Raw genomic sequence first — 20,216 nt, 5'->3', positions numbered from 1 at the left:
CTTCCGCAGCCACCCGGGACGGTCCGGGGGATACCCTCACCCCGCCCCAGGGGGATGCCCCCGTTTCTCAAGGCCCGTTCGCTAGACCAGACTCAGCACCATGACCACCGACACCGCGGGGACGCCGACCGCGAAAACCCGGCCGCAGCCGCCCGCCGGACCACCGGACACCGCCCCGCCCGGAACCGGCGGGAGCGACTTCGCCCAACTGAGCCGCCGGATCACCGCCGAGGGCCTGCTCGACCGACGCCCGGTCTACTACACCGTCCGCGCGGGCCTCGTCCTCGCCGCGTTCCTCGGCGGTTGGTGGGCCATGTTCGCCCTCGGCGACACCTGGCTCCAACTCGGGCTGGCCGCCGCCATGTCCATCGTCTTCGCCCAACTGGGATTAATGGCACATGACCTGGCCCACCGTCAGGTGTTCACCGGGCGCCGCGCCGGCGAGATCGGCGGCCGCATCGTCGCCAACCTCCTGATGGGCATGAGCTACGGCTGGTGGATGAACAAGCACACCCGCCACCACGCCAACCCCAACCACGAGGAACGGGACCCGGACGTCTCCCCCGACCTCGTCGTCTGGTCCCAGGACCAGGCCAGGAAGGCCAGCGGAATCGCCCGCTTCATCGGCCGCCGCCAGGCGTTCCTCTTCTTCCCGCTGCTCCTGCTCGAAGGCCTCAACCTCAGCTACAACAGCTTCCGCGCGCTGCGCAGCCCGATCATGAAGCGCCCGTACCTGGAGGGCTTCCTGCTGGTCGCCCACTTCGCCGCCTACCTCGGGCTGGTCTTCGCCGCCCTCCCGGTCGGCAAGGCCTTCGCCTTCCTCGCCGTCCACCAGGCCCTGCTCGGCGTCTACTTGGGCTGCGTCTTCGCCCCCAACCACAAGGGCATGCTGATGGTGACGCCCGGCATGCGGCTCGACTTCCTCCGCCGCCAGGTCCTCACCTCCCGCAACGTGCGCGGCGGCTACTTCATCGACGCCCTGATGGGCGGCCTCAACTACCAGGTCGAGCACCACCTCTTCCCCAGCATGCCCACCCCGGCCCTGCGCCGCGCCGCCGTCCTCACCCGCGACTTCTGCGCCGAGAAGGAGATCACCTACTACGAGACCGGCCTCTTCCGCTCGTACCGCGAGATCCTCACCCACCTCCACCAGACCGGCGCCCCGATCCGCGCCGCGGCCTGATCCGCCCCGCAACCCGCACCGCACCGCGGCACCCCGGCTACTCGACCAGCCGGGGTGCCGCAGTGCTTTCACCGCCGGCGGACATGCAAAAGGCCAGGTCAGAGGGCGTCTGACCTGGCCTCATTTCGGTGGGCCACCAGGGGCTCGAACCCTGAACCTACGGATTAAAAGTCCGCAGCTCTACCAATTGAGCTAGCGCCCCGATCCCACCGGAGTATGCCAGATCATGCCGCCCCGTGCCGCCAAATCCAACGTTTCCGCAGGTCAGCACCACAGAATGCCACTGCTGGACGTCGATCCCATGTTCATCTGCACCAGAGATGTCATGGTCACGCCTCAGGTGTGACGTCGCGTGCCGAATCGTCCGAAGGCGTCCGGTCACACTCGGGACACACCAGACCAGCGCGACCCGAGCTCACCAGCGGGTGTCGAAGACCCCCAGCCGGGCACGTCACTTCAGCCACCGTGGGCAGACAAGAGGCCTTGTGGGCTTCGGACAATGCCGATGCTGCTCCGCCCGCTTCCCCACCCCGGACCCAGTCGAGCGGCGCGGCGCACATGTAGCGCGCCCCTTTCGACTGGGCCACGCAGGCATCTGGCACTCCTCTATTCCCGGTTGACCGAAAGTGAGATCTGCGCAATATGCGCTAGTTGATGCCAATTTGCTCATATAGGTTGCATCTCTGCACCATCGGTTCGGTCGGTGTGCGACCTGAGGGGGGACCATGACGCTAAGGATCTTTCGGACTGACCATGACCACGCAGTGGAGGTTGCTGGGTCGACGGTTGCCCTTGAGCGGCATCTGCAGACCTACATCGAGCGGAACATGGCGGTCTTGCTCGGGGTGCGCTTCCTGGACTCCGAGGTGTCGACCGGCTCGAACCACGGCGGGCGGATCGACTCGCTCGGTCTGGACGAGGACGGATGTCCGGTGGTGGTCGAGTACAAGCGAGGTCGGGACGAGAACGTGATCAGCCAGGCGCTGTTCTACATGTCCTGGGTGCGTGATCACCAGGCCGACTTCGAGTCCCTGGTCGCCCAGAAGCTCGGGTCGGACGTGGTGGCGACCGTCGACTGGACAAGCCCTCGGATCGTCTGCGTCGCCGCCGACTTCAGCCGGTACGACCTGCACGCCGTGCGCGAGATCGGTCGCCGCATCGACCTCGTGCGCTACCGGCGCTTCGGGGATGGACTGCTAGCTCTCGATCTTGTCACATCGACTGCCGATGCGGGCAGCGCGCGGACGGCGCGATCGGCAGCCGTCCTCGCACCGGCCACCCGCGCCACGGTCGCACAGAGGCTGGCTGGAGCTGCCGATCCGGTGCGCGACCTGTACGGCGAACTGGACGGCCGGCTGCTCGACTTCGGTGACGTTCATAGCGTGGAGCTCCGGCACTACATCGCCTACCGGCGTGGGGGGAACTTCGCGACCATGAAGATCCTGTCGAACGGGCTTCGCCTCTTCCTCCGGCTCGACCCGCGCTCGGTGACTCTGGAGGAAGGCTTCACGCGGGATGTCTCCGAGGTGGGGCACCACGGTACTGGCGATTTGGAGGTGCGGATCTGTTCAGTAGGAGACCTTGACCGGGCCATGCCGCTTCTTCGGGCCTCCTACGAGGCTGTGGGGTAGCGGCGGTTGGTCTGACGTTCGGGTCAAGACGGCGGCGGGCGCTCGGTGTCGAGACAGTGGCCAACTGGTCAGCGGCTCCGCTGGCGCCCGCCCTCGGCTGGCGGCACTCGGCTGGCGTCGGGCGTGGCGGAGACGGACGGCGGACGGTGCGCCGGGGCGCTCCGCGCCGCCACCTGGCGTGCGGTTCGGCCGAGTTGTGGTGCGGCGCCGTCCTGCGCTGGCAGGGCGAGCCGTTCCGCTTCCCAGGCTGCAGCGATCACGAGGGCGGTCGGGGTGTCGTGGCTGAACCTTGCGCTCCACGAGGCTGGGGGTACTCCGCCGTCCAGGGTCCAGGACTCAGCGGCCGGCAGGCTGTCGAGGCTGCTGGGGTCGGCTCGGGCAACTGAGCGCAGCTCGACGCCGCTGGGGCTCCGGCTGGCCTTCGTTCGCGACCGGTCCGCCTTGTCCCAGCCGTGGAGCCTGAGCCGGGCATGCGCGAGGTCGGGGTCGCGGCTGCCGGGAACAGGGTCTGGGCGGTAGGCGCGGTGCGGGGAGAAGGAGGGCTCGGGGCTGCTCTCGAAGTCCTCCATGACTTCCTCGATGTCCAGGTCCCTGATCGCTCCGTCGACGGTCTTGAGGACGGCGGCGACCACGGTGGGCGGGGTGTGGGTGGTGAAGGTCGCAGTCCAGCTGAGAGGCGGTTCGTTGTCGGCGAAGGACCTGTCGTCGCCCTGGGCGGTGATACGCCAGCGGCTGGTCCACGTCGGATCGTCAAGGTCCTCCGGGGTGTCCAGGAACCGCACTCGCCCGCACGGGCTACGGAAGTCCAGGTTGTCGACCTGGTCCTCGACGAACGACCAGTGGTCGCGCACCGGGGCGGTGGCGGCTGTCGGATCGTCGAGCGCCGACGAGGCGCCTGATGGTGCGGGTCCGTGGGTCGGCAGTGGTTCGGCCGTGGTGACCGCTTCACGGTAGAGGTCCGGGATCTCGTCTGGGCGCCGGCTGGCCGGCTTGGTCGAGACGGCGGCCTTCAGGACGGCGGTGACGAGGTGTGCCGGTGTCCTGCGGGAGAATTGTGCGCGCCAGATGTCCGCATCGGCGTTCCTGAACGGGTGTCCGCCGACGTTGATTCCGGTGGCGGAAAGTCCGGTGTCGCTCGGCGGGGTCCAGGCGTCGACGACGTAGTGCCAGATCTCGATCAGCTCGGGCCCGTGGTCCGGTGAATGGGCAGTTGCCCATCCCGGGAGGTAGTCCCTACTCCAGCCCGCCCGTTCCGCGGCGGTGAAGACGTCGCGGACGTCGTGGGGACCTTCGAGTGCGGCATAGGGATCGCGGTCCCGGAGATCTGTGAGGTGGGTGAGGGTCTCCACGACGATCTCGGCGGGGGTGTTGCGGGTAAGGGCCGCAGTCCAGCGCGGTGGGCTGAGCGGATTGCCGAGATGGGCGCTGATCTTCCAGACGTCCTGGTCGTCCCACTGCGTCTCGACGAGGGCAAGGTCGTAGCCCGCTGAAACGAGAGCTGGTCCGTCTGGGTACCTGTGGACGGTCGTCCAGCCGCGTTTGGTCATGGCGGCTCGGACCGAGTCGGTGTCGCCAGGGCCGGCCAGCCGTCGGGGGATCACCTTCGTACGTCGAACGCTCGGCTGTGGGATCGGTGCCTCCTGGGGGTGAGGATCGGGGATGTGGTCTGCGCTGTTCAACGGGACGGCTGACGAAGCCGACCCGAGCGCTCCACGCTGGTCTCGTGCACCTCGGGCTCTGGCGCCCGGTGCGCGGCGGGGAGCGAGCGGGCCCGGGCGGCGAGGCGTCGCTCCGACGTGCCGCTCGGGCGTCGGGTATCGAGCGGGCGGACGTCGAGATACACGAGGTGCTCGCTGGTGAGGTCACGACCGAGTCGAGCCACCGGGGTGGAGTCGACCAGGCCGTCGGCGACGGCCTTCAGGAGGGGTGCCGGGATGTGCTCGGACATCTGCAGGTACCACCCCTCCTTGGTGCCGGGCCCGAGGGTGCCGCCGCTGACGATCCACTCGGGGTTCTCCCCCGCTGCCAGCCGGGCGGGGTCGGTTGACCGGGTGACGCTGGCCATCTCGGTGCCCGGTGCGGTCCACGAGATGTGGTGGGGTCCGCTGTACGCGTCGTGCCACCCTCCGGCGATCAGTGGTGCGAGGCCGAGGGTGGATGGGTTCGTCGGTCGGAACAGCTCGCCGGGGCTGGTGGCCAAACTGGTGGCCAGGGCGGCGTGCAGGGCAGTCACGATCTCGAGGGGTGTGCGGCTGTCTGCTGTCGCACGCCAGATCTCGCCGCCGGACACCAGGTAGTGGGCGGAGGTGGTCCAGGTCGTCCCCGTGGAGTCCGTGTCCGCCTCGGCGCGCAGCCGCCGGCACGGCCTGGTGTACACGGTGGTACCGGCGTCCCGTTCCACCTTCCATCCGTTGTCGAGCAGCGGCTTTGCTGCTGCCCCCTGGTCGTGCCCGGGGCCGGCCAGGTAGGCCGGACCCACGAGCGCGAGCGGGGTGGGCCTGCTCGGAGGAGTGAAGAGTCGGGCGGTACGGTCGCCGGCTTGATCGAGCAGCTTCTGAACGTCGCGAAGCGCCTGCTCGTACTCCTCCTCGGGTAGCGATCCCCACGATCGCGCGATCCCGTCGTTGGTCGTGCTGTAGATCGGCAGGTCGTGCATCGAGTCGGCGAGGCCGCTCGGGTCCACCCATGCGATCTGGGACGCCGCCACGATGCCGGCCGCGCTGTGTAGATCGTCGTTGGTGAACGCCAGTTCCCGCAGCGGCGTGGTGATCGGCGGGGTCGGATGCTTGCTCGCCGTGCGCGGGTCGAAGTCGGGCCCGAGCACCAGGTCGAACAGGATCGGGGCCTGGCCTGCTGCCCCGACCACCAGGTCGGTCACCAGCAGGTTGGCGAGCTCCCGTTGTTCCTCGGGCAGTTCGCCCCACGTCGTGGCGGTACCGCTTCGGCTGCTGGGGACGACCTGGTTTTCCAGGTAGATCTCCGGCACCAGGTCGAGGTCCTCGGTCTGGTCCAGCGCCTGTTCGCACACCTCGGCTGCGGCCCAGCGCAGATCGTCCTCGGTGTAGGAGCGGGCTGTCGTCCCCAGTGCGGGTACTTCGGCCCTGAGCTCGGCCGGGGCGTCCTCCGCTCTCTGACCGAGGTGCTCCAGCAGTTCCTCGTCCATCCATTCCCGGTCGCGGCGTAGTGGCGTGGGGTCGGTGAGGGCGTGGGCGAGGGCGTCGACGGCGACGGTGGGGGCGGTGGTGGTGAACATAGCCTGCCAGTACGGCGGGTATCCGCCGTTTCCGCGTGGGCCGATCTCGACGTACAGGTGGGGTCGGCCCATCAGGTCCTGCGGCTCGCCGGGCGGGTCCAGGCGGAGTTGGACGCGGGCGAGCTGGTCAGGGGCTTCCAGGTCGAGGGTGCCCTCGCGCAGGGTGCTGCGCCAGCCAGCGTCCTGCAGCGTCCGGATCAGGGCGCGCCGGTCGGTGGGAGTTCGGAGTGCGGGGTGGCTGTCGCCGGTCCAGTCGATGGCCGATCCGGTGCGGGCCAGCGGCTCGGTGATGGCCATGATGATCTCGGGCGGGGTGTTCTCCGAGAAGCCGGCCATCCAGTCGGGCGGTCCGAGGGGTTCCTTGGCGGCGGTGATCCGCCAGGCCGCGCCCGGGTCGAGCTGGCGGTCGGCGATGCGGAAGCGGTGGTCGTTGCTCCAGGCGAAGGTCTGGCCGAGGTCGTCGTCGGTGCTGCGGCCCCAAGCCCACTCCCTGACCAAGTGCTCGAATACCCAGCCGGTGTACTGGAAGCCGGCGAGGTAGGGCGGGGTGACGTCGATCATCGTGTCGTCGCGGTCGATGGTGGTCCTCAGGCTGTCAGCGGCGGTGACCGCCGCGGTTAGGGGTAGGGGGTGTTGCCCGTGGCGCAGTCGGCAGTGCGCTCCCGCTGGCGGGTGGGGCGGGCAGCGGGCTGCGGGCGCGGGCTGCCTGGGTCCGCTGACCGTCCAGCGGGTGCGGGCTGGGGGGCAGTTCGGCCAGCTCAGCGGCACCGATGACCGCGGCACCGATCGTCAGATCGCTCAGTTCACCGACGGCCCGGGTGGCTGGGCCGAGCATCGCACCGGCGATGGCGTGCAGGATCCGGTGCGGGGTGGAGGTGCTGGCTGCCACGCACCAGCCCTCGTACTCGTCGCCGATGGTGACGGTCCAGAACCCGTCCTGGCCGGCTTCCTCCCAGTCGCCCGCCCCGCCGCCGGGGTCGAGGACGATCCGGTCCTGCGGGGCGTGCGCGGAGACCACCGCCTTCTGCTGAGCCCAGGCGTCCCAGGTGGTGATCCACTCCGGGGGCTGGAACAGTTCACGCCACTCGCTGTCGGCGGCCGACCCGTGCAACCAGGCGCCGGAGCGCAGCTTAGAGGCGAGGTCGGTGGTGATGGCCTCGACGATCTCGATGGGCGTGCGGTCGGTGAGGCACACGGTCCACTGGGGCGGCTCGAACGGGGTGTCGTGCACGGCGATCTTCCACATCACATCGGTCCCGTTCTGGGGCTCGAAGCCGAGCCGGATCCGACCGTCGTGGGAAACGATGAACTGGTTGCCGCGACCGTCGTCGAGGCGTGCGGCGCCGGCGTCGACGAGCGGGCGGATCGCCCGCTCGCTGTCCAGTACGGGGCCGGCGTACAGCGCCGGGGTGATGCTCAGCTGCAACCACGGCTGGTCGTTGGCCTTCTTCGCCCAGAAGGGGTTGGTGGTCAACGGCGGCTCCGACCGGTCGGCACGGACAGTGCCCGGGCGGCAGACTGCTGGGCAGCGGGAGTCGCCTTCGGTGCGCTGCCGGTGGGGGCGGTGGCCTGGCTGCCACGCTGAGTCCCGCGCACGCGCGATTCCGTTCGGTCCGCTACCGAGGCAGGCACCGGCGGGGTGTCGCTGAACACCTCGGTGTAGTCGGCTATGGCTGCGCGAAGCGGTACCGGGTCCAGCTCACCATCCCGATGCATGCGGTCGAGATCGTCGAGACGGGGCTCGCGTCCCGACCAGGGCACCGTTGCGTGTTCGTAGAAGTCGAAGTAGTTGTTGCCGAGTTGTGCTCCGGTGCTGCGTAGAACCACCGCGATCTGAATGCCGTTGTAGGTGCCGCTGACTATGCCGCGGGCCAGTTCCGCAGTGACGAGGATGTCTGTACGGCGGGCGAGTTGCTGGCGGCCGACGGTGATGCCGTCGGGTAGCGGGGCCAGGGCCGTCAGGATGCCACGTTGATCGATGATGTCGCCTCCTCGCGGGGAGTGGTGGGTACGGGTCGCATTAGGGCGGTTCCGCCGTAAGTCGGCAGGTGTCCGGGTCGGATCGGTCCTCGCCCGAGGAGTCCCGAATCTGGGTGGGTTCGTCGGGCTCGGAGTTCGGGGCGGCTCCTCTTCAACGACGGTGGGAGACGATGCGTGGAGCAGGGTGGGGGGTGAAGCTCAGCAGGGATCCGTTGGTGACGATCTTCACTGCGGGGCCGGCTGCCTCGAGGGCTGGGCTTGCTCCCGCCGCCGTCGCGCGCGGGGCGGGGACGGGGGCGAGCGGCGTAACCGTCGCCCGGGCCCTGGTCGCCTCGCTGAGGTAGGTGTTGTTGCGCAGCAGCGGCTCGGGGCTGGCGGCGGCGGTGGTGAAGGCCACCAAGATCCGCAGCGGCGTGTTGGCGGTGAACCGGGCGTCCCAGCTCGTCAGCGAATCGTCCGTCTTGCAGCTGACGACGAGGTAGGGGCTGTGCCAGGGGCCGTCCTCGTGCAGCGGGGGATCGGTCAGGCGCAGGCGCGCGGTGGCGAGGCCATCGGGTGAGGTGAAGGTGTACCGGGTGGCGGTGACGGTCTCGGACCAGTTCTGCTGGGCGAAGGGGAACAGGGCCCGCAGTCCCGAGCCTCCGCGGGCGAAGGCCCTCTCGTCGTCCTGGGCCAAGGCCGCTGCGACTTCGTCGAGGGTTGCGGCGACCAGCTCGGGCGGGGTCTGCCAGCTTTGCGAGATCTGCCAGTCGGCCAGGCCGCCGGAGTAGGGGTCGCTACGGGCCACGAGCTGCCACGGGTCGTCGTAGTCGGTGCGGAAGTCGAGGCGGATCCGCTCGCAGGGCGAGACGAACGGGGTGAAGCTCTCGCTCACGTCGGAGCCGGGGTGGGTGTACCAGCCGTACACCTTCGGGATTGCTTCCAGGACGGTGTGGATGCCGTGTTCGGCTCCGGCCAGGTGGCGTGGGGTGACGCCCACCATGTGGTTCGCGTCGTACCAGTCCTGGGCGTGTACGAGGTCGTCGGTGAAGATGCGGGCAGTCAGGTCGTGCCTCTCGGGTGTCGTTCGGTCCGCTGAGAGGGCTTGTTCGTCGGCGTGCTGCTCAGCGCGTGCGCGGCTGGTGCGGCCCCGGAGCGGGTGGGTGCGCTGGTCCGACGTCCGGACCGCCGGGTCCGGCCGGACTGGTCGATCGGCGGGCGGGGCGGGCGGCTCCGGCGCGGGCGGTGGCGGCGCTGCCGTGCTGTGGCAAGGGGGCGGTGGGGGTGCGGGTCCAGTCGTAGGCGTCCTCGACGCTGGTGAAGTGGAGGTGGCGGAGGGTGAACGTTTCGCTATCGTCGCCGTCTTGGTGGCCGACGAAGACGGCTACCGGCCGTGCCGGGTCGGGGGCCTCGTTGTCGGTGGCGATCACCCACGTGGTGTATGGCGGGCCGGGCGTGGACGCCGAGTCGTGGACGTCGAAGCGGGTACCGGAGTGGCGCAGCATGGCCTCGACCGCCTCGGTCTGGGCGTCGGCGGGATCGTGCTCGCTGGGGCGTATGAGCTCTCGCAGCCGGTCGGGGTCGGCTCCGCGGGCGATGAGCCATGCCTCGGCCAGGACGGGAATCGCCGCGTCGCGCAGGGTGAGTCGCATCAGCCCCGCGCTGCGGTCCAGCTCCAGGTGCACGCCGAGGAAGAACGGCTTGCCCTGCTGGGCCATCTGCTCGTCATGGGCGAGGTAGAAGTGGTCCGACCGGCCTTCTCGCTGGTCGGGCTGGTCGTAGCGGGCCAGGGTGATGCAGGGGTTCTCCCAGTCGGCCAGCCGGTCGAGGGCGCGCGCGGTGTTTTCGCCGGCCGGCGTCAGCTCGTCGAGGTCCAAGTCGGAGACGATGTCAGTGAACGGGGCGTGGTACAGCGGGAACTCCAGGTCTGGTGGTTGGGGTTGACGTGCAGGAGCATGGCGTCGCCCCGGCAAGGTGTTTGATGGGCGCGCCGCCCTACCGCGCGACAGGCTGAGGTGAGCTGGGGAGAGCGCGGCTGGGCGCGTTGCCGTCCTTGGGCCGGATGACGGCCGTGCTGGACATGGCCGGCATGGTCAACGGCGGTTCTTGGCCTGGCTCGGGCGGATCTCGGCGGCCACGGCGGGGGGCGCCTCGGCGGGTTTGCCGGCGGTCTGGTGGGCCTTGGTGGTGGCCGTTGCCGCTTGGCTTCGCGAGCTGGGGGTGCGATCGTCCGAGCTCACGGTCTCAAGGGCCCTGATGCGCACGGCGGTGTCGATCAGTTGGCGGTGCATGCCGTCGAGGAGACGGGCCTGGTCGGTGAGGGCGTCCGACAGGTCGTCACCGGGACGGTGGTCGAGGCGGGCGGCCCATCCGGCGAGGGAGTTGGTGACGGCGGCGAGGCGGGCTAGGGCGCCGTCGCGGCCGAACACGGCCTCGGCGTGGCGTGCCACCGTGTCGTGGTCCTGGAACGGCTCGGCGAGGCGGTCCGCCAGCTGTGCGAGGTCCCGGGCGGGGTCGGGCACCGGGGTCGGGGCGAAGTAGCCGACGGGGCTCGGGGCTCCGACCTTCGGGTCGAGTTCGACGGCAAAGGCATTGGCGCGGAGCCGGTTCGCTGCGCGGACGGCGGCGGCGTTCTGCTGGGCCTCGTCGAGGTGCGTGGGGAGTTGGAGCTCGACGAGCGGACCGCTGGGGCTGTACCGGCCGGTGAATGCCTCGGAGTGCAGGATGGCGAGAGCGAGCTTGTCGCGCGCTCCGGTGGCGACGGTGCGGTGAGCCGTGCGGGTGATCTTGTAGGTGATGGTGGTGTCCTTGCGCGAGCGGCCGGCGGCCTACCTGGTGCGGCGGTTGGGCGACGGCGGCGTGGGGGCGACGGTCTGCTGAATGGTTGGCCGGAAGGTGCCGTCGCCCGCTCGGGTCGATGTCGTCGCGGCCTGGGCCCGGGTGTCGAGCCGCACGCTCTCGCGGTGGAGCGGGGGGACCTGGTCCGGGCTGCGGGTGACGGCAGCGGGATTGCAGGCTGCTTCGAGCGCGTGCACCACCAGGATGTGGGGAACGGGGCCGTGGAACCCGATGGACCATCCCTGGTATGTCGGGTCGAACGCCTGCGGTTGCTGTCCGCCCTGCAAGTGGAAGGCGATGCGGTCCGGGTCCTGGAGGTTCTCGTTCCGTCCGAGTCGGTACTGGTACAGCTGGACGATGTCCAGGCCTTCGCCGGGCGATCCGTAGACAGCGATGCTGTTGCCGAAGACCTCGTCGAGGAACCAGTCGTGGCGGTCCAGCGCTCGCCTGAGCGGGGTGGCGGGTCCGGGGCCTTGGAGGGCCTTGGCACCGTGGCGTGCGAGCTCGTCCGCGAGCCGCCCGGCGGATTCGGCGACGATCTCCGCTGGGGTAGTGCGGCTGATGTCGATCTGCCAGGCCTGCTGCTGGGCCGGCTCCCGCCGTGCCTGGATGCGCCAGATCTCCTGCTCGTCCTCGGTGGTCTGAGCGATGCTCACGCGACCGCAGCGGCTCGTGATGGACAATCCGTCGTCGACGGTGGTCCAGCCTCGGCGCGCGAGCGAGTTCCACACCAGGTTGGGGTCACCTGCGCCGGCGAGGTGTCGTGGGGTGACGGAGATGGGGCGAGTGATGGTGGGCTCCTGGGGTATCGGGACTCGACGGGCTGATCCGGGGGTCAGCGCCGTCGGGCGGCGGGTGTGGCGGAGGTCCAGACGATGCGGGGCAAGCTGGCCGAGGTCGCGACCGGGGCCGGTGGAGCGGCCGAGCGAAGCCGGGCCGCGGTGCGCTGGATGTCCAGGGGGCTGGGTGCGGGTGGAGTGACCGGTGTGATCGTCGCTTCCCGCTCGGTGTAGTAGCCGAGCGCGTCTCGGTAGCGCAGCACGGGCCTTGGGTCGAGCATCGCGGTGGCAACGGCGTCGAGGATCCGGGAGGGAGTGCGGGCGCTGAACCGTCCGTACCAGCCGACGGTTTTGACGGTGCCGACCGTGAAGCGGCCGTCCTGGCCGAGTTGTTCGGCTTCGGTGTGCCTGAGCGGGTGCTGCCGGTAGGTGACGCTGGCCAGGTGGTCGGGCGAGATCAGCGTCAGCCTGCCCCGGTCCACGTCGTTGGTGGTCCATCCGGCAGCAGCGTAGGGGGCGATCCACTCCAGGGGGCCGGTGGTTCGCTCGTCGAGCCAGGCGTCGTCCTCGGGGTCGTACATCCGGGCGAGTTCGGTCGTCACCGCCGTGACGATCTCCTCCGGGGTGCTCGCGGAGAAGTTGGCGACCCAGCGCGGGTGCGCGAAGGGGGCCGGGGCGACGGCGATCCGCCACAGGGTGTCCCAGTCCTGCTCGGGGATGTAGCCGATCCGGATCCGGCCGTCCGTGGTCACCAGGTAGTAGTTGCCGAGGTCGTCGTGGTGTCCGGTGGTCGACGCCAGGTCGCTGATCGGCCGGAGCGCGGGATCGCCGATTCCAACGCTTCCGGCCAGGTAGACCGGGTGGACGTGGACGTCGCCTTCGGTCGCCAGGTTCCGCGGAGTCTTGGTCGGGCTGGTCAGTTGGTCCTCCTGGCAGGTCGGGGTGCTGCAGCCCGCATCACCGGGGGTACGGTGCTTGCGCGCGCCGCCGGCCTGTCGGCAACGGCGGTGCGGGCGGTGGCGGCCAGTGTCCGCACAGGAGCGTTGCGGGGCCGGAGCTCGACCAGGCCCAGGTGGGCTGCGGGAACCTCGGCCAGGCGCCGCACCTGGGACCGCGGATCGGTGAGGTGGTCCAAGGCGGCAGTGATCAGCCGCGTCGGGGTGGCCTGCGAGAACTGGGCGGTCCAGGCGTTGCGCGGGAACATCTCGGGCGGCCGGACCCAGAGGGTGACATCGGCCGGATGGTCCTGGCCGTTCGGCTCCTCGTAGAACGCTCCGCCGTCCCACCGGATCAGCCCGGCGGTGCCGTCGGGCGAGCGGAACGACATGGCATCGGGAGACCCGACGTCGAGCCACCCGGAGGAGCGGAGCTGCTCCAGCAGCGAGTCGCGGGTGTTGCGCAGACCCCACAGGGCTTCCTCCCGGACGACGGGGTGGGTGTAGGACAGCGCGCGGGAGTACTCCTCGGCCACCGCCAAGGCGACTTCATACGGGGTCTCTTGATCGAAGGCGGCGCGCCAGGAGCGCTCTCCGACCGGGGAGTCGTATCCGGCCACGGTCCAGCGGGAGTCGCGGTCGCCGTTCTCGTGGTCGAGCTGGATCCGGCCGGTGAGGCACTCGCTGATCGCGACGCTGACATCGCCGCCGTGGCAGGAGTAGCGGGCCCAGCCCTGGTCCTCGTTGAGGAAGTCGGCGAACGCGGCCTCGGCGTCCCGGTCGCCCGGACCGGCGAGGTAGCCGGGGGACACGAGGACTTCCTGGTCGCCCCGCGCGGCGGCCGGGTTGTGATCGTCACCGGGCACGCGGGGGCTCCGGGCGGCGGCGGGCGACCGGGTGGGTGCGCAGCAGCGAGCGGTGGAGCATCGGGATCTGGGAGGCTCTGCGTGTGTAGCGGCCGGGGTCGGTGACGGTGCGCAGTGCGCCCAGGGCGGCACTGGTGGGGATGTTGCGGCTGAACTGCGCCGTCCACCAAGTGTCTTGGTGGCCTCGGGCTCCGGCGCTCAGGGTGTAGACGATGTCGCCGGGGCCGTCGGGCGCGGGGTGGATCAGCAGAGTGGCCGTGCCGTCAGGCGCCTCTAGGGTGCGGGTGCAGCAGCTGACCGTGGTGGTCCAGCGGGCGCGGGCCGTCTCCGCGTGGAGGGCGTCGAGGGTGCCGGCGTGGCAGGCATGGCTCCACAGCTGGCGTTCGCGCGCGGCGTGGGTGGGCTGGGCCATGCCGTGGGCGAGGCGACGGGCTACGGCCATGACGACTTCGGCCGGGGTTGGGGCGTCGAACGTCGCGTACCACTCGATGTCGTGTAGCGCGCTGCGGCACGAGCCGATGGTCCAGTGCGGGTCCGGGCTGTGGGGGGCCCGGTTGAGGACGACGAGCGCACTGGCGCTCTCGTGGCTGGCGACGAGCCGGTCGTCCACCACGGTCAGCAGCCAGTCGTCTCGGCCGCGGCCGAACTCGAAGAGCGTGCCGAGGTCCTGGCCTGGCCCGGCGAGGTACCCGGGGAAGACCACCGTGGGAGTGTCGTGGGGGGTCAGGTCGTGGTGCGTCATCGGATCGGTGCTCCGGCGGGTGGAGGGCGGCCCCGGAGTTTCTCCAGGGCCGCCGGGTGGGTGGGTCAGAGCAGGCTGGCGGCGCGTTCGGCGTGCAGGCGTGCGGCGATCTTCTGGGCCCGCTCGGTGCCGATGCCGATGCCGCGGGCGCGCACGCCAGCGGCGATGGAGCGCTCGCCGATCCGGCCGTTCTCCAGGACGACCTCGCGGGCGACGGCCAGGAGGGTGTCGAGCGGGGCTCCCTCCAGGGCGGTCGTGCGCCGAGGGACCGGTCGGCAGGTGCCCGCCGCGGGGTTCCGGTCGTGGCCGTGGTGAGCGGGGCGGGGGTTCCCTGCGGGGGCCGGCTTCTCGGCGTAGGCGCAGGTCCGCGGGGTCAGCGGGTGGCAGGCGGCGGCGATCAGGTGGGCGGGTGTCGCCTGGTCGAACCAGGCGCGCCAGCGCCGGCCGGCCGCGTCCTGGCCGCGAAGGGTCCACTGCGGGTGCCAGGTACCGCCGTCGAGGTCGAGGGAGAAGGCGGCCGTACACCCGCACCAGCCGGTCTGGGCACCGGGGCAGGGGGCGTTGTCGAGGATCTCGGCAGGGTCCGCCAGAGCCGGGCCCCGGAGTACGCGCTGCTGGTCGTGGCGGTCGCTCCGGCTAAGGTCGTGCGCGACGGCGCGCAGGAGCTCGCTGATGACCTCGTCCGGTACGGCGAGGTCGAACCGCGCCTGCCAGCGGACCGCGCCGGCCGGGGTGTCGTAGGCAGCCATGGTCACCGACGGGTGCTCCCAGCCGATGGTCGCGGGCTCGTACAGCCGTACACGGTGGCAGGGGGAGACGAGCACCTCGCCGTCGTCGGGCAGGTGGTGCAGGCTCCAACCGTCGAAGCAGGGATCCGTGTGCGGACGGTCGCGCTCGGGACGGCACGGGGTGGGGCAAGTGCTGGGCAGGGAAGGTCTCCTGTGTCGGGATCGGGCGCTGCGGCGGCTAGGCCGGGGCCTGGTCAGCCTCCTCCGCGGCGCGCTGGGCTTCGGCGAGGCGCTGCTCGGCGATGTCGGCGTAATGGTCGGTCAGCTCGATGCCGAGGAAGGACCGGCCTTCGAGGAGGGCGGCGACGCCGGTCGAGCCGGAGCCGGCGGTGAAGTCCAGGACGAGGCCGCCCGGCGGGCAGATCTGCACCAGGTCGCGCATCACGCTGACCGGCTTCTGCGTGATGTGCTGGCGCTTGGCGCCTGACGGCTGGCTGCCCTCCAGCAGGCCCTTGAGGTAGACGGGGTTGCGGTCGCCGTCCATCGCGCCCTTGGAGCCCCAGACGACGAACTCCGCGTTCTGGGTGAACCGCCCGCGCTGAGGGCGTGCGGCGGGCTTGTGCCAGGGCACGATACCTCGCCAGGTCCAACCGCCGGCCTGCAGCGCGTCGCTCGTGATGGGCAGTTGCCTCCAGTCCGTGAAGACTGCGGCGGTGCCGCCGTCCACGGTCAGCCGGTGCGCCTCGGCGAGCAGCTGGGAGAGCCAGAACCCGTACGAGCGCTGGTCCTTGTTCTCGCCGGGAAAGTCGGCCAGCTGGTTCTTCGAGCCTGCGGTCGTGTACTTGGCTTTGGCACTGCGCCCGACCCGTTCCTGGGTCGTGCGCCCGCCCGAGTTGTACGGCGGGTCGCAGATGACGCAGTCGACCGTGCCGCTCGGCAGCTCGCTCAGGCGGGTCAGGGCATCGCCCCGGTACAGGGTGTAGTTGGTCGTCAAATGTGTCCTCGTGTCGGGATAACGGCGCCGCGCGAGAGCCCAGAGCGGGGGCGATTCCGCGTTGGGGCCAGGCGCATAGAAAGGCCCCGCAGCGAAGGTTGCTGCCGGGCCTCCACCGAACATAGGAGTGGAGATATCTCCCACGCAAGGACTTCGGCAATTTTCGCGAATATTCGCGAAGTCCTTGCACTGGAGATATCCGCGTCCATAGGTTCGAAGACGTCGCCGCAAGCACCATGACCTGGCCGGAAGAAAGCCGATGCTCTCGCCGAAATAGCCGGACCGCCGCGACTTCCTCTTCTCGCCGACGCACCGGAGCGCCTTTCTGCGCCCCGGTCGCGCACCCCAATGATCGGAGATTCCCTTGCCGGGACTTCATCTGCTCACGCTTTCCGAATCCCTGCCGGGCGCGAGCCGAAAGGCGCACCTGCGGCGGGCGATGTGAAGAAGGCGGGCGCCGGCCTCGGCGCCGCTATTCTCCTGACCCCTTTCGTCTTGATCCTGCCGCTCGCCATGGCCTCCCAGAAGGACGGCAAGTGGGACACCGGGACCGGCAGCGGAGCCTGCGCCGGGAACAATCCACAGCCTGTGGACACCGCCGCCATCCAGGCCGCCGTCAAGCTGATCCTGGGCGGCGCGGCGGGACCGACCGTCCCCGTCGCCGGGCTCGAACTGCCGACCGTGCAGATCCCGATGGCCCAGACGATCATCGCCACCGGCATCGCCCTCCAGGTACCGCCGCGCGGACAGGTGGTCGCGCTGGCCACCGCGATGCAGGAGTCACGGCTGCAGAACCTCGCGGGCGGTGACCGCGACTCCGTCGGCCTGTTCCAGCAACGGCCGTCGATGGGCTGGGGCACCGCTGCACAACTGCAGGACCCGGTGTTCGCGTCCACCGCGTTCTACAAGGCGCTGGTCGCGGTGTCCGGGTGGCAGGACCTGCCGGTCACCGTCGCGGCGCAGAAGGTCCAAAAGAGCGGCTATCCCGATGCGTACGCGCAGTGGGAACCGCTGGCGACCGCCCTGCAGCAGGCGATCGGCTCGGCACTCAAGGCACCGACGGTCGGCACGACACCGGCTCCCAGCGCCTCGCCGAGCTCGTGCACGCCGCCGGGAACCACCACCGACTGGGGCATCATCCCCCCAGGCGTGCTGCCGGCCGGCTACACGATTCCCAGCGACGCCTCCCCGGCCGCACAGTCGGCGATCCGCTGGGCGCTCGGTCAGCTCAACACGCCCTACCAGTGGGGCGGCTACTGCACGAACTCCCACGGGCCCGATCCGATGGGACGCTGCGACTGCAGCAGCCTGATGCAGCAATCTTACAAAGCCGGCGGGATCTCGCTGGAGCGCACCACCTACGACCAGGTGAAGCAGGGCAGCGCCGTCTCCGCCGACCAACTTCGGCCCGGTGACCTGCTGTTCACCGAGCCGGGCTCCTCTGGGCCCGAGCACGTGGGCATGTACATCGGCTCAGGCCTCGTCGTGCACGCCCCGCACACCGGTGATGTGGTGCGCGTCGCGTCCTACAGCTCCTGGAAGGGCGGCGTGATCGCGATCCGCCGCGTGGCCCCCTGAGCCCCACCCTCCCCTCTCTTTTCTTCCCATGCCGGCGCAGCGCCGACCCGCGACCCGGTATGCCCTCTTCCTCCCCTTTGGAGAAACGTTTGTCCTTGCTCCTCGCCGCCCAGGCGGCAACCACCCTCGCTTTCGACCCGGGTGTCCAGCCGGCCGAGGGCGGCCTCCCTGGCCTGAGCGTCCTCAAGCAGGTCGTCTCCTCCATCAACTTGTTCGCGGTCGTCGCGACGGTCGGCGCGCTGTGCGTGGCCGGCGTCGTGTGGGCCTGGGGCCATCACACCGGCAGCCACGGCGCCGAGGCCAAGGGCAAGCAGGGCGCGATGGTGGCCGCGGGTGTCGCCCTGCTCCTGGGCGCGGCCAACGGATTGGTGGCGTTCTTCTCCGCCCTCGGGACGCAGGTCAAGTAAGTGGCGCAGCCCAAGTCCCCTGTCCACGGCGGTGATTCGACCCTTCGCCGCAGGCTGCTGATCGGGCTGGGCGTGCTGCTGGTCGCCGGACTGCTGGCCGGGCTCCTCGCCCGGCTGGCGGGCGGCGGCCACACGCCCCGCCCCGCCCCCCGGCCCAGCGATTCCCCTCGTGCCACCGCCCCGGCCCGCTCCACTCCCGCTTCCGGCAGCAACACCGGCGCTCCCGCCACACCGTCCAGTGGCGCCGTCGCCCTCCCCCCGCACACCAGCAGCCCGACCGACTACGCCGCCGCGTTCGCCCAGGCCCTGTGGACCTACGACGCGCGCAAGGTCACCCAGCCCGACTTCGTGTCCGGCCTGCGGCTGTGGCTCACCCCGGAGGCCCAGTACGCCGACGCCGACTCCGTCGCCGGCCAGGTCCCCGACCCGGTGCTGTGGTCGCGGCTGCGCGACACAGGCCAGACCTCCGCGACTGGCGACGTCGCCGCCCACGTGCCCGACGCCTACACCAAGGCGATCCAGCAGAACCCGGCCGCCCTCACCCAGGCCTACCTCTACGCCGTCACCGCCACCGCCAAGGTCACCGTCACCTGGGACGGCGGCAGCCGGGGCGCCGAGGACCGCGCGATCACCCTGGCCGTCCAGTGCCGGCCTAACAGCGACTGCGCACTCGCGGCCATCGCCCCCACTGTCTACCCCTAACACCCCTTACCCGTCTCTTACTTGAGGAGAAGACCATGGGTTTCTGTGATTTTCCGGGTTCGGGGCTCCTCTGCGACTTCGTCGTCGGCGGCGTGTCCGACAGCATCACGGACTCGATCGGCAAGTGGATCGCGAAGTCGTGCGGCGATCTCGCAAAATCGGCCGTCGACCTGGCCAGCCGCGCCGTAGACAAGACCACCAGTGTCGACCTCGGCGCCGACTGGTTCCGCCACAACTACGCGCTCATCCTGCCCATCGCGCTGGTCATGCTCGTGATGACCTTCATGTTCCAACTACTACGGGCGGCCTGGCGCCGGGACGGGCAAGCACTGGGCCAGGCCGTGACCGCCACCATCAGCAGCACCCTGTTCGCCGTCACAGCGGTGAGCTTCACCGGCGTCGCCCTGGCCGTTGTCGACGGGCTCTCCCGCGGCCTGTTCACCATCGCCAACTCCAGCATGGACGACGCGGTTCGCCGCGTCGTGCGGGTGTCGATGATCCCGATCGTCTCCCCGCTGGGCTGGGCCGTCCCCGCCCTGGTCGCGCTCGGCTGCGCCGTCGGCGCGATCCTCTACTGGGGGATGATGATCTTCCGCAAGGTCAGCATCCTGATCCTCGTGATCCTGGCGCCGTTCGCCGCCGCCGGCGGCCCGTGGGAGCCCACCCGCGACTGGCGCAAGCGCTGGACCGAGGCCACCGCGACGATCGTGTTCTCCAAGCTCGTGATGACGATCATCATGCTGGTGGGCGTCTCCGCGATCGGCAACAGCGAAACCAAGGACGGCATCCAGGCACTGTCGGACATCATCGCCGGCCTCGTCGTGATGGCCTTGGTCCTGTTGTGCCCGTTCATGATCTACAAGTTCGTCCACTGGGCGGGCGACGGCCAGTCCGCCGGCCTGCACCAGTCGGCAGCCGCCGGCCTGCAGACCGCCGGTGGCGCCGCCAAGAAGGGCGGCCAGATGGCGATGACCGCAGGCTCCGGCGGGGCTGCGGCCGGTGCCGGGACGGCCGGCAGCAGCCCCGCGGGCCCCTCCGAGGTCCCCGGCATGCAGTCCGCCGGAGGCGGCGGGGGCGGCCAGGGCGGCGGCGGGCCGGAGGGCCCGAGCACCGACACGCTCTCCAAGGCCACACCCACCTCGTTCCAGTACGGCCAGCAGCGCTCCGGTGACGGTGACGGCGGTGTCCCGCTCGTTTCCCGGCCCAACACCGACCGCAGCGACGGCGACCAGGGTCGCGCGCTGGTCACCCGTCCCTCCGGTGCCGACGCCGCCCCGGGCTCCGGCGGCGGCTCGCCAGCCCCCGCCGCGTCCGGCGCGCCGAGTCCTTCGGCAGCCGCGCATGTAGCGGCAGGCGCTGCCGGCCTGTCCACACCGGGCGCCTCCTCCCCCGCACCGGCCGGAGCCACCGCAGGCCCGCAGGCCGCCTCCGCACCCGCGCCCTCGGGCGGCACCGGCTCTTCGGCCTTCGATCCGGTGATCTCCCCGCCCACCGGCCCGGCCGCCTCCGGCACCGGGACCCGGTTCGTCTTCCCCCAGGGTCCGCCGTCCGCCTGACGTCCCGTCCGGCCGCCCGCCGGTGCCGCGCCCGCCCACTCCACCCCGCCAGCAGAAACGATTCT

Annotated in this window: 19 protein-coding genes and 1 tRNA gene; 6 read left to right on the top strand and 14 right to left on the bottom strand. The window is 70.6% G+C overall.

Features of this window, described 5'->3' with window-relative positions:
- The first annotated feature begins 100 nt into the window (after positions 1-100).
- Complete coding sequence (locus ACIQVZ_RS28155) at positions 101-1,183, top strand: acyl-CoA desaturase (protein ID WP_350880566.1); 1,083 nt, start codon at positions 101-103, stop codon at positions 1,181-1,183.
- Between the two features lie 129 nt (positions 1,184-1,312).
- On the opposite strand, the gene ACIQVZ_RS28150 is transcribed toward ACIQVZ_RS28155, so the two are convergent.
- Positions 1,313-1,385, bottom strand: a tRNA-Lys gene (locus ACIQVZ_RS28150).
- Positions 1,386-1,908: 523 nt separating this feature from the next.
- Here ACIQVZ_RS28150 and ACIQVZ_RS28145 point away from each other — a divergent pair.
- Positions 1,909-2,814, top strand: a complete 906-nt coding sequence (locus ACIQVZ_RS28145) for a DUF5655 domain-containing protein (RefSeq protein ID WP_402453639.1) — start codon at positions 1,909-1,911, stop codon at positions 2,812-2,814.
- A 68-nt stretch (positions 2,815-2,882) separates the two neighbouring features.
- On the opposite strand, the gene ACIQVZ_RS28140 is transcribed toward ACIQVZ_RS28145, so the two are convergent.
- The 13 genes from ACIQVZ_RS28140 to ACIQVZ_RS28080 form a co-directional block, all read right to left on the bottom strand.
- Positions 2,883-4,361: a DUF317 domain-containing protein gene (locus tag ACIQVZ_RS28140; protein WP_402453636.1), complete on the bottom strand. Its 1,479-nt coding sequence runs from the start codon at positions 4,359-4,361 to the stop codon at positions 2,883-2,885.
- 128 nt (positions 4,362-4,489) lie between these two features.
- Entirely contained in the window at positions 4,490-6,628 is a 2,139-nt protein-coding gene (locus ACIQVZ_RS28135; protein ID WP_402453633.1) for a DUF317 domain-containing protein, read from the bottom strand.
- A gap of 34 nt (positions 6,629-6,662) precedes the next feature.
- Complete coding sequence (locus ACIQVZ_RS28130) at positions 6,663-7,541, bottom strand: DUF317 domain-containing protein (RefSeq protein ID WP_402453631.1); 879 nt, start codon at positions 7,539-7,541, stop codon at positions 6,663-6,665.
- Positions 7,538-7,894, bottom strand: a complete 357-nt coding sequence (locus ACIQVZ_RS28125) for a hypothetical protein (protein WP_402453630.1) — start codon at positions 7,892-7,894, stop codon at positions 7,538-7,540. Before ACIQVZ_RS28125 ends, ACIQVZ_RS28130 begins: the two co-directional genes overlap by 4 nt.
- A 304-nt stretch (positions 7,895-8,198) precedes the next feature.
- Positions 8,199-9,029 (bottom strand): DUF317 domain-containing protein, encoded by an 831-nt coding sequence (locus ACIQVZ_RS28120; RefSeq protein WP_402453628.1) that lies wholly within the window; start codon positions 9,027-9,029, stop codon positions 8,199-8,201.
- Positions 9,030-9,150: 121 nt separating this feature from the next.
- Complete coding sequence (locus ACIQVZ_RS28115) at positions 9,151-9,903, bottom strand: hypothetical protein (protein ID WP_402453626.1); 753 nt, start codon at positions 9,901-9,903, stop codon at positions 9,151-9,153.
- A gap of 216 nt (positions 9,904-10,119) precedes the next feature.
- Complete coding sequence (locus tag ACIQVZ_RS28110; protein ID WP_402453624.1) at positions 10,120-10,548, bottom strand: hypothetical protein; 429 nt, start codon at positions 10,546-10,548, stop codon at positions 10,120-10,122.
- Positions 10,549-10,854: 306 nt separating this feature from the next.
- Positions 10,855-11,595 (bottom strand): DUF317 domain-containing protein, encoded by a 741-nt coding sequence (locus tag ACIQVZ_RS28105; RefSeq protein WP_402453621.1) that lies wholly within the window; start codon positions 11,593-11,595, stop codon positions 10,855-10,857.
- 104 nt (positions 11,596-11,699) lie between these two features.
- Positions 11,700-12,395: a DUF317 domain-containing protein gene (locus ACIQVZ_RS28100; protein ID WP_402453620.1), complete on the bottom strand. Its 696-nt coding sequence runs from the start codon at positions 12,393-12,395 to the stop codon at positions 11,700-11,702.
- Between the two features lie 164 nt (positions 12,396-12,559).
- Positions 12,560-13,444 carry a DUF317 domain-containing protein gene (locus ACIQVZ_RS28095; protein WP_402453617.1) on the bottom strand — a complete coding sequence of 295 codons (885 nt, stop codon included), beginning with the start codon at positions 13,442-13,444 and terminating at the stop codon, positions 12,560-12,562.
- Positions 13,434-14,186 carry a DUF317 domain-containing protein gene (locus ACIQVZ_RS28090; protein WP_402453616.1) on the bottom strand — a complete coding sequence of 251 codons (753 nt, stop codon included), beginning with the start codon at positions 14,184-14,186 and terminating at the stop codon, positions 13,434-13,436. Before ACIQVZ_RS28090 ends, ACIQVZ_RS28095 begins: the two co-directional genes overlap by 11 nt.
- A 65-nt stretch (positions 14,187-14,251) precedes the next feature.
- On the bottom strand, positions 14,252-15,010 hold the full coding sequence (locus ACIQVZ_RS28085; protein ID WP_402453614.1) for a DUF317 domain-containing protein: 759 nt from the start codon (positions 15,008-15,010) through the stop codon (positions 14,252-14,254).
- 142 nt (positions 15,011-15,152) lie between these two features.
- Positions 15,153-15,908: a DNA-methyltransferase gene (locus ACIQVZ_RS28080; protein WP_402453612.1), complete on the bottom strand. Its 756-nt coding sequence runs from the start codon at positions 15,906-15,908 to the stop codon at positions 15,153-15,155.
- A 441-nt stretch (positions 15,909-16,349) separates the two neighbouring features.
- Between ACIQVZ_RS28080 and ACIQVZ_RS28075 the strand changes: the two genes are divergently transcribed.
- From ACIQVZ_RS28075 to ACIQVZ_RS28060, 4 genes are all read left to right on the top strand, one after another.
- A complete protein-coding gene (locus tag ACIQVZ_RS28075; RefSeq protein ID WP_402453678.1) occupies positions 16,350-17,486 on the top strand; it encodes a C40 family peptidase in 1,137 nt (378 codons plus the stop codon).
- A gap of 95 nt (positions 17,487-17,581) precedes the next feature.
- A complete protein-coding gene (locus ACIQVZ_RS28070) occupies positions 17,582-17,893 on the top strand; it encodes a DUF6112 family protein (RefSeq protein ID WP_402453677.1) in 312 nt (103 codons plus the stop codon).
- Positions 17,894-18,595 carry a hypothetical protein gene (locus ACIQVZ_RS28065; RefSeq protein WP_402453610.1) on the top strand — a complete coding sequence of 234 codons (702 nt, stop codon included), beginning with the start codon at positions 17,894-17,896 and terminating at the stop codon, positions 18,593-18,595.
- 35 nt (positions 18,596-18,630) lie between these two features.
- The gene (locus ACIQVZ_RS28060) at positions 18,631-20,151 is read left to right on the top strand and encodes a conjugal transfer protein TrbL family protein (protein ID WP_402453608.1); all 1,521 of its coding nucleotides are present in this window, start codon (positions 18,631-18,633) and stop codon (positions 20,149-20,151) included.
- Positions 20,152-20,216 lie beyond the last annotated feature (65 nt).

It is taken from the genome of Kitasatospora sp. NPDC098663, from assembly GCF_044760075.1.
Taxonomy (GTDB): domain Bacteria; phylum Actinomycetota; class Actinomycetes; order Streptomycetales; family Streptomycetaceae; genus Kitasatospora.
The sequence above is the reverse complement of the archived record's forward strand: the minus strand, read 5'-3'. Positions and strand labels throughout refer to the sequence as shown.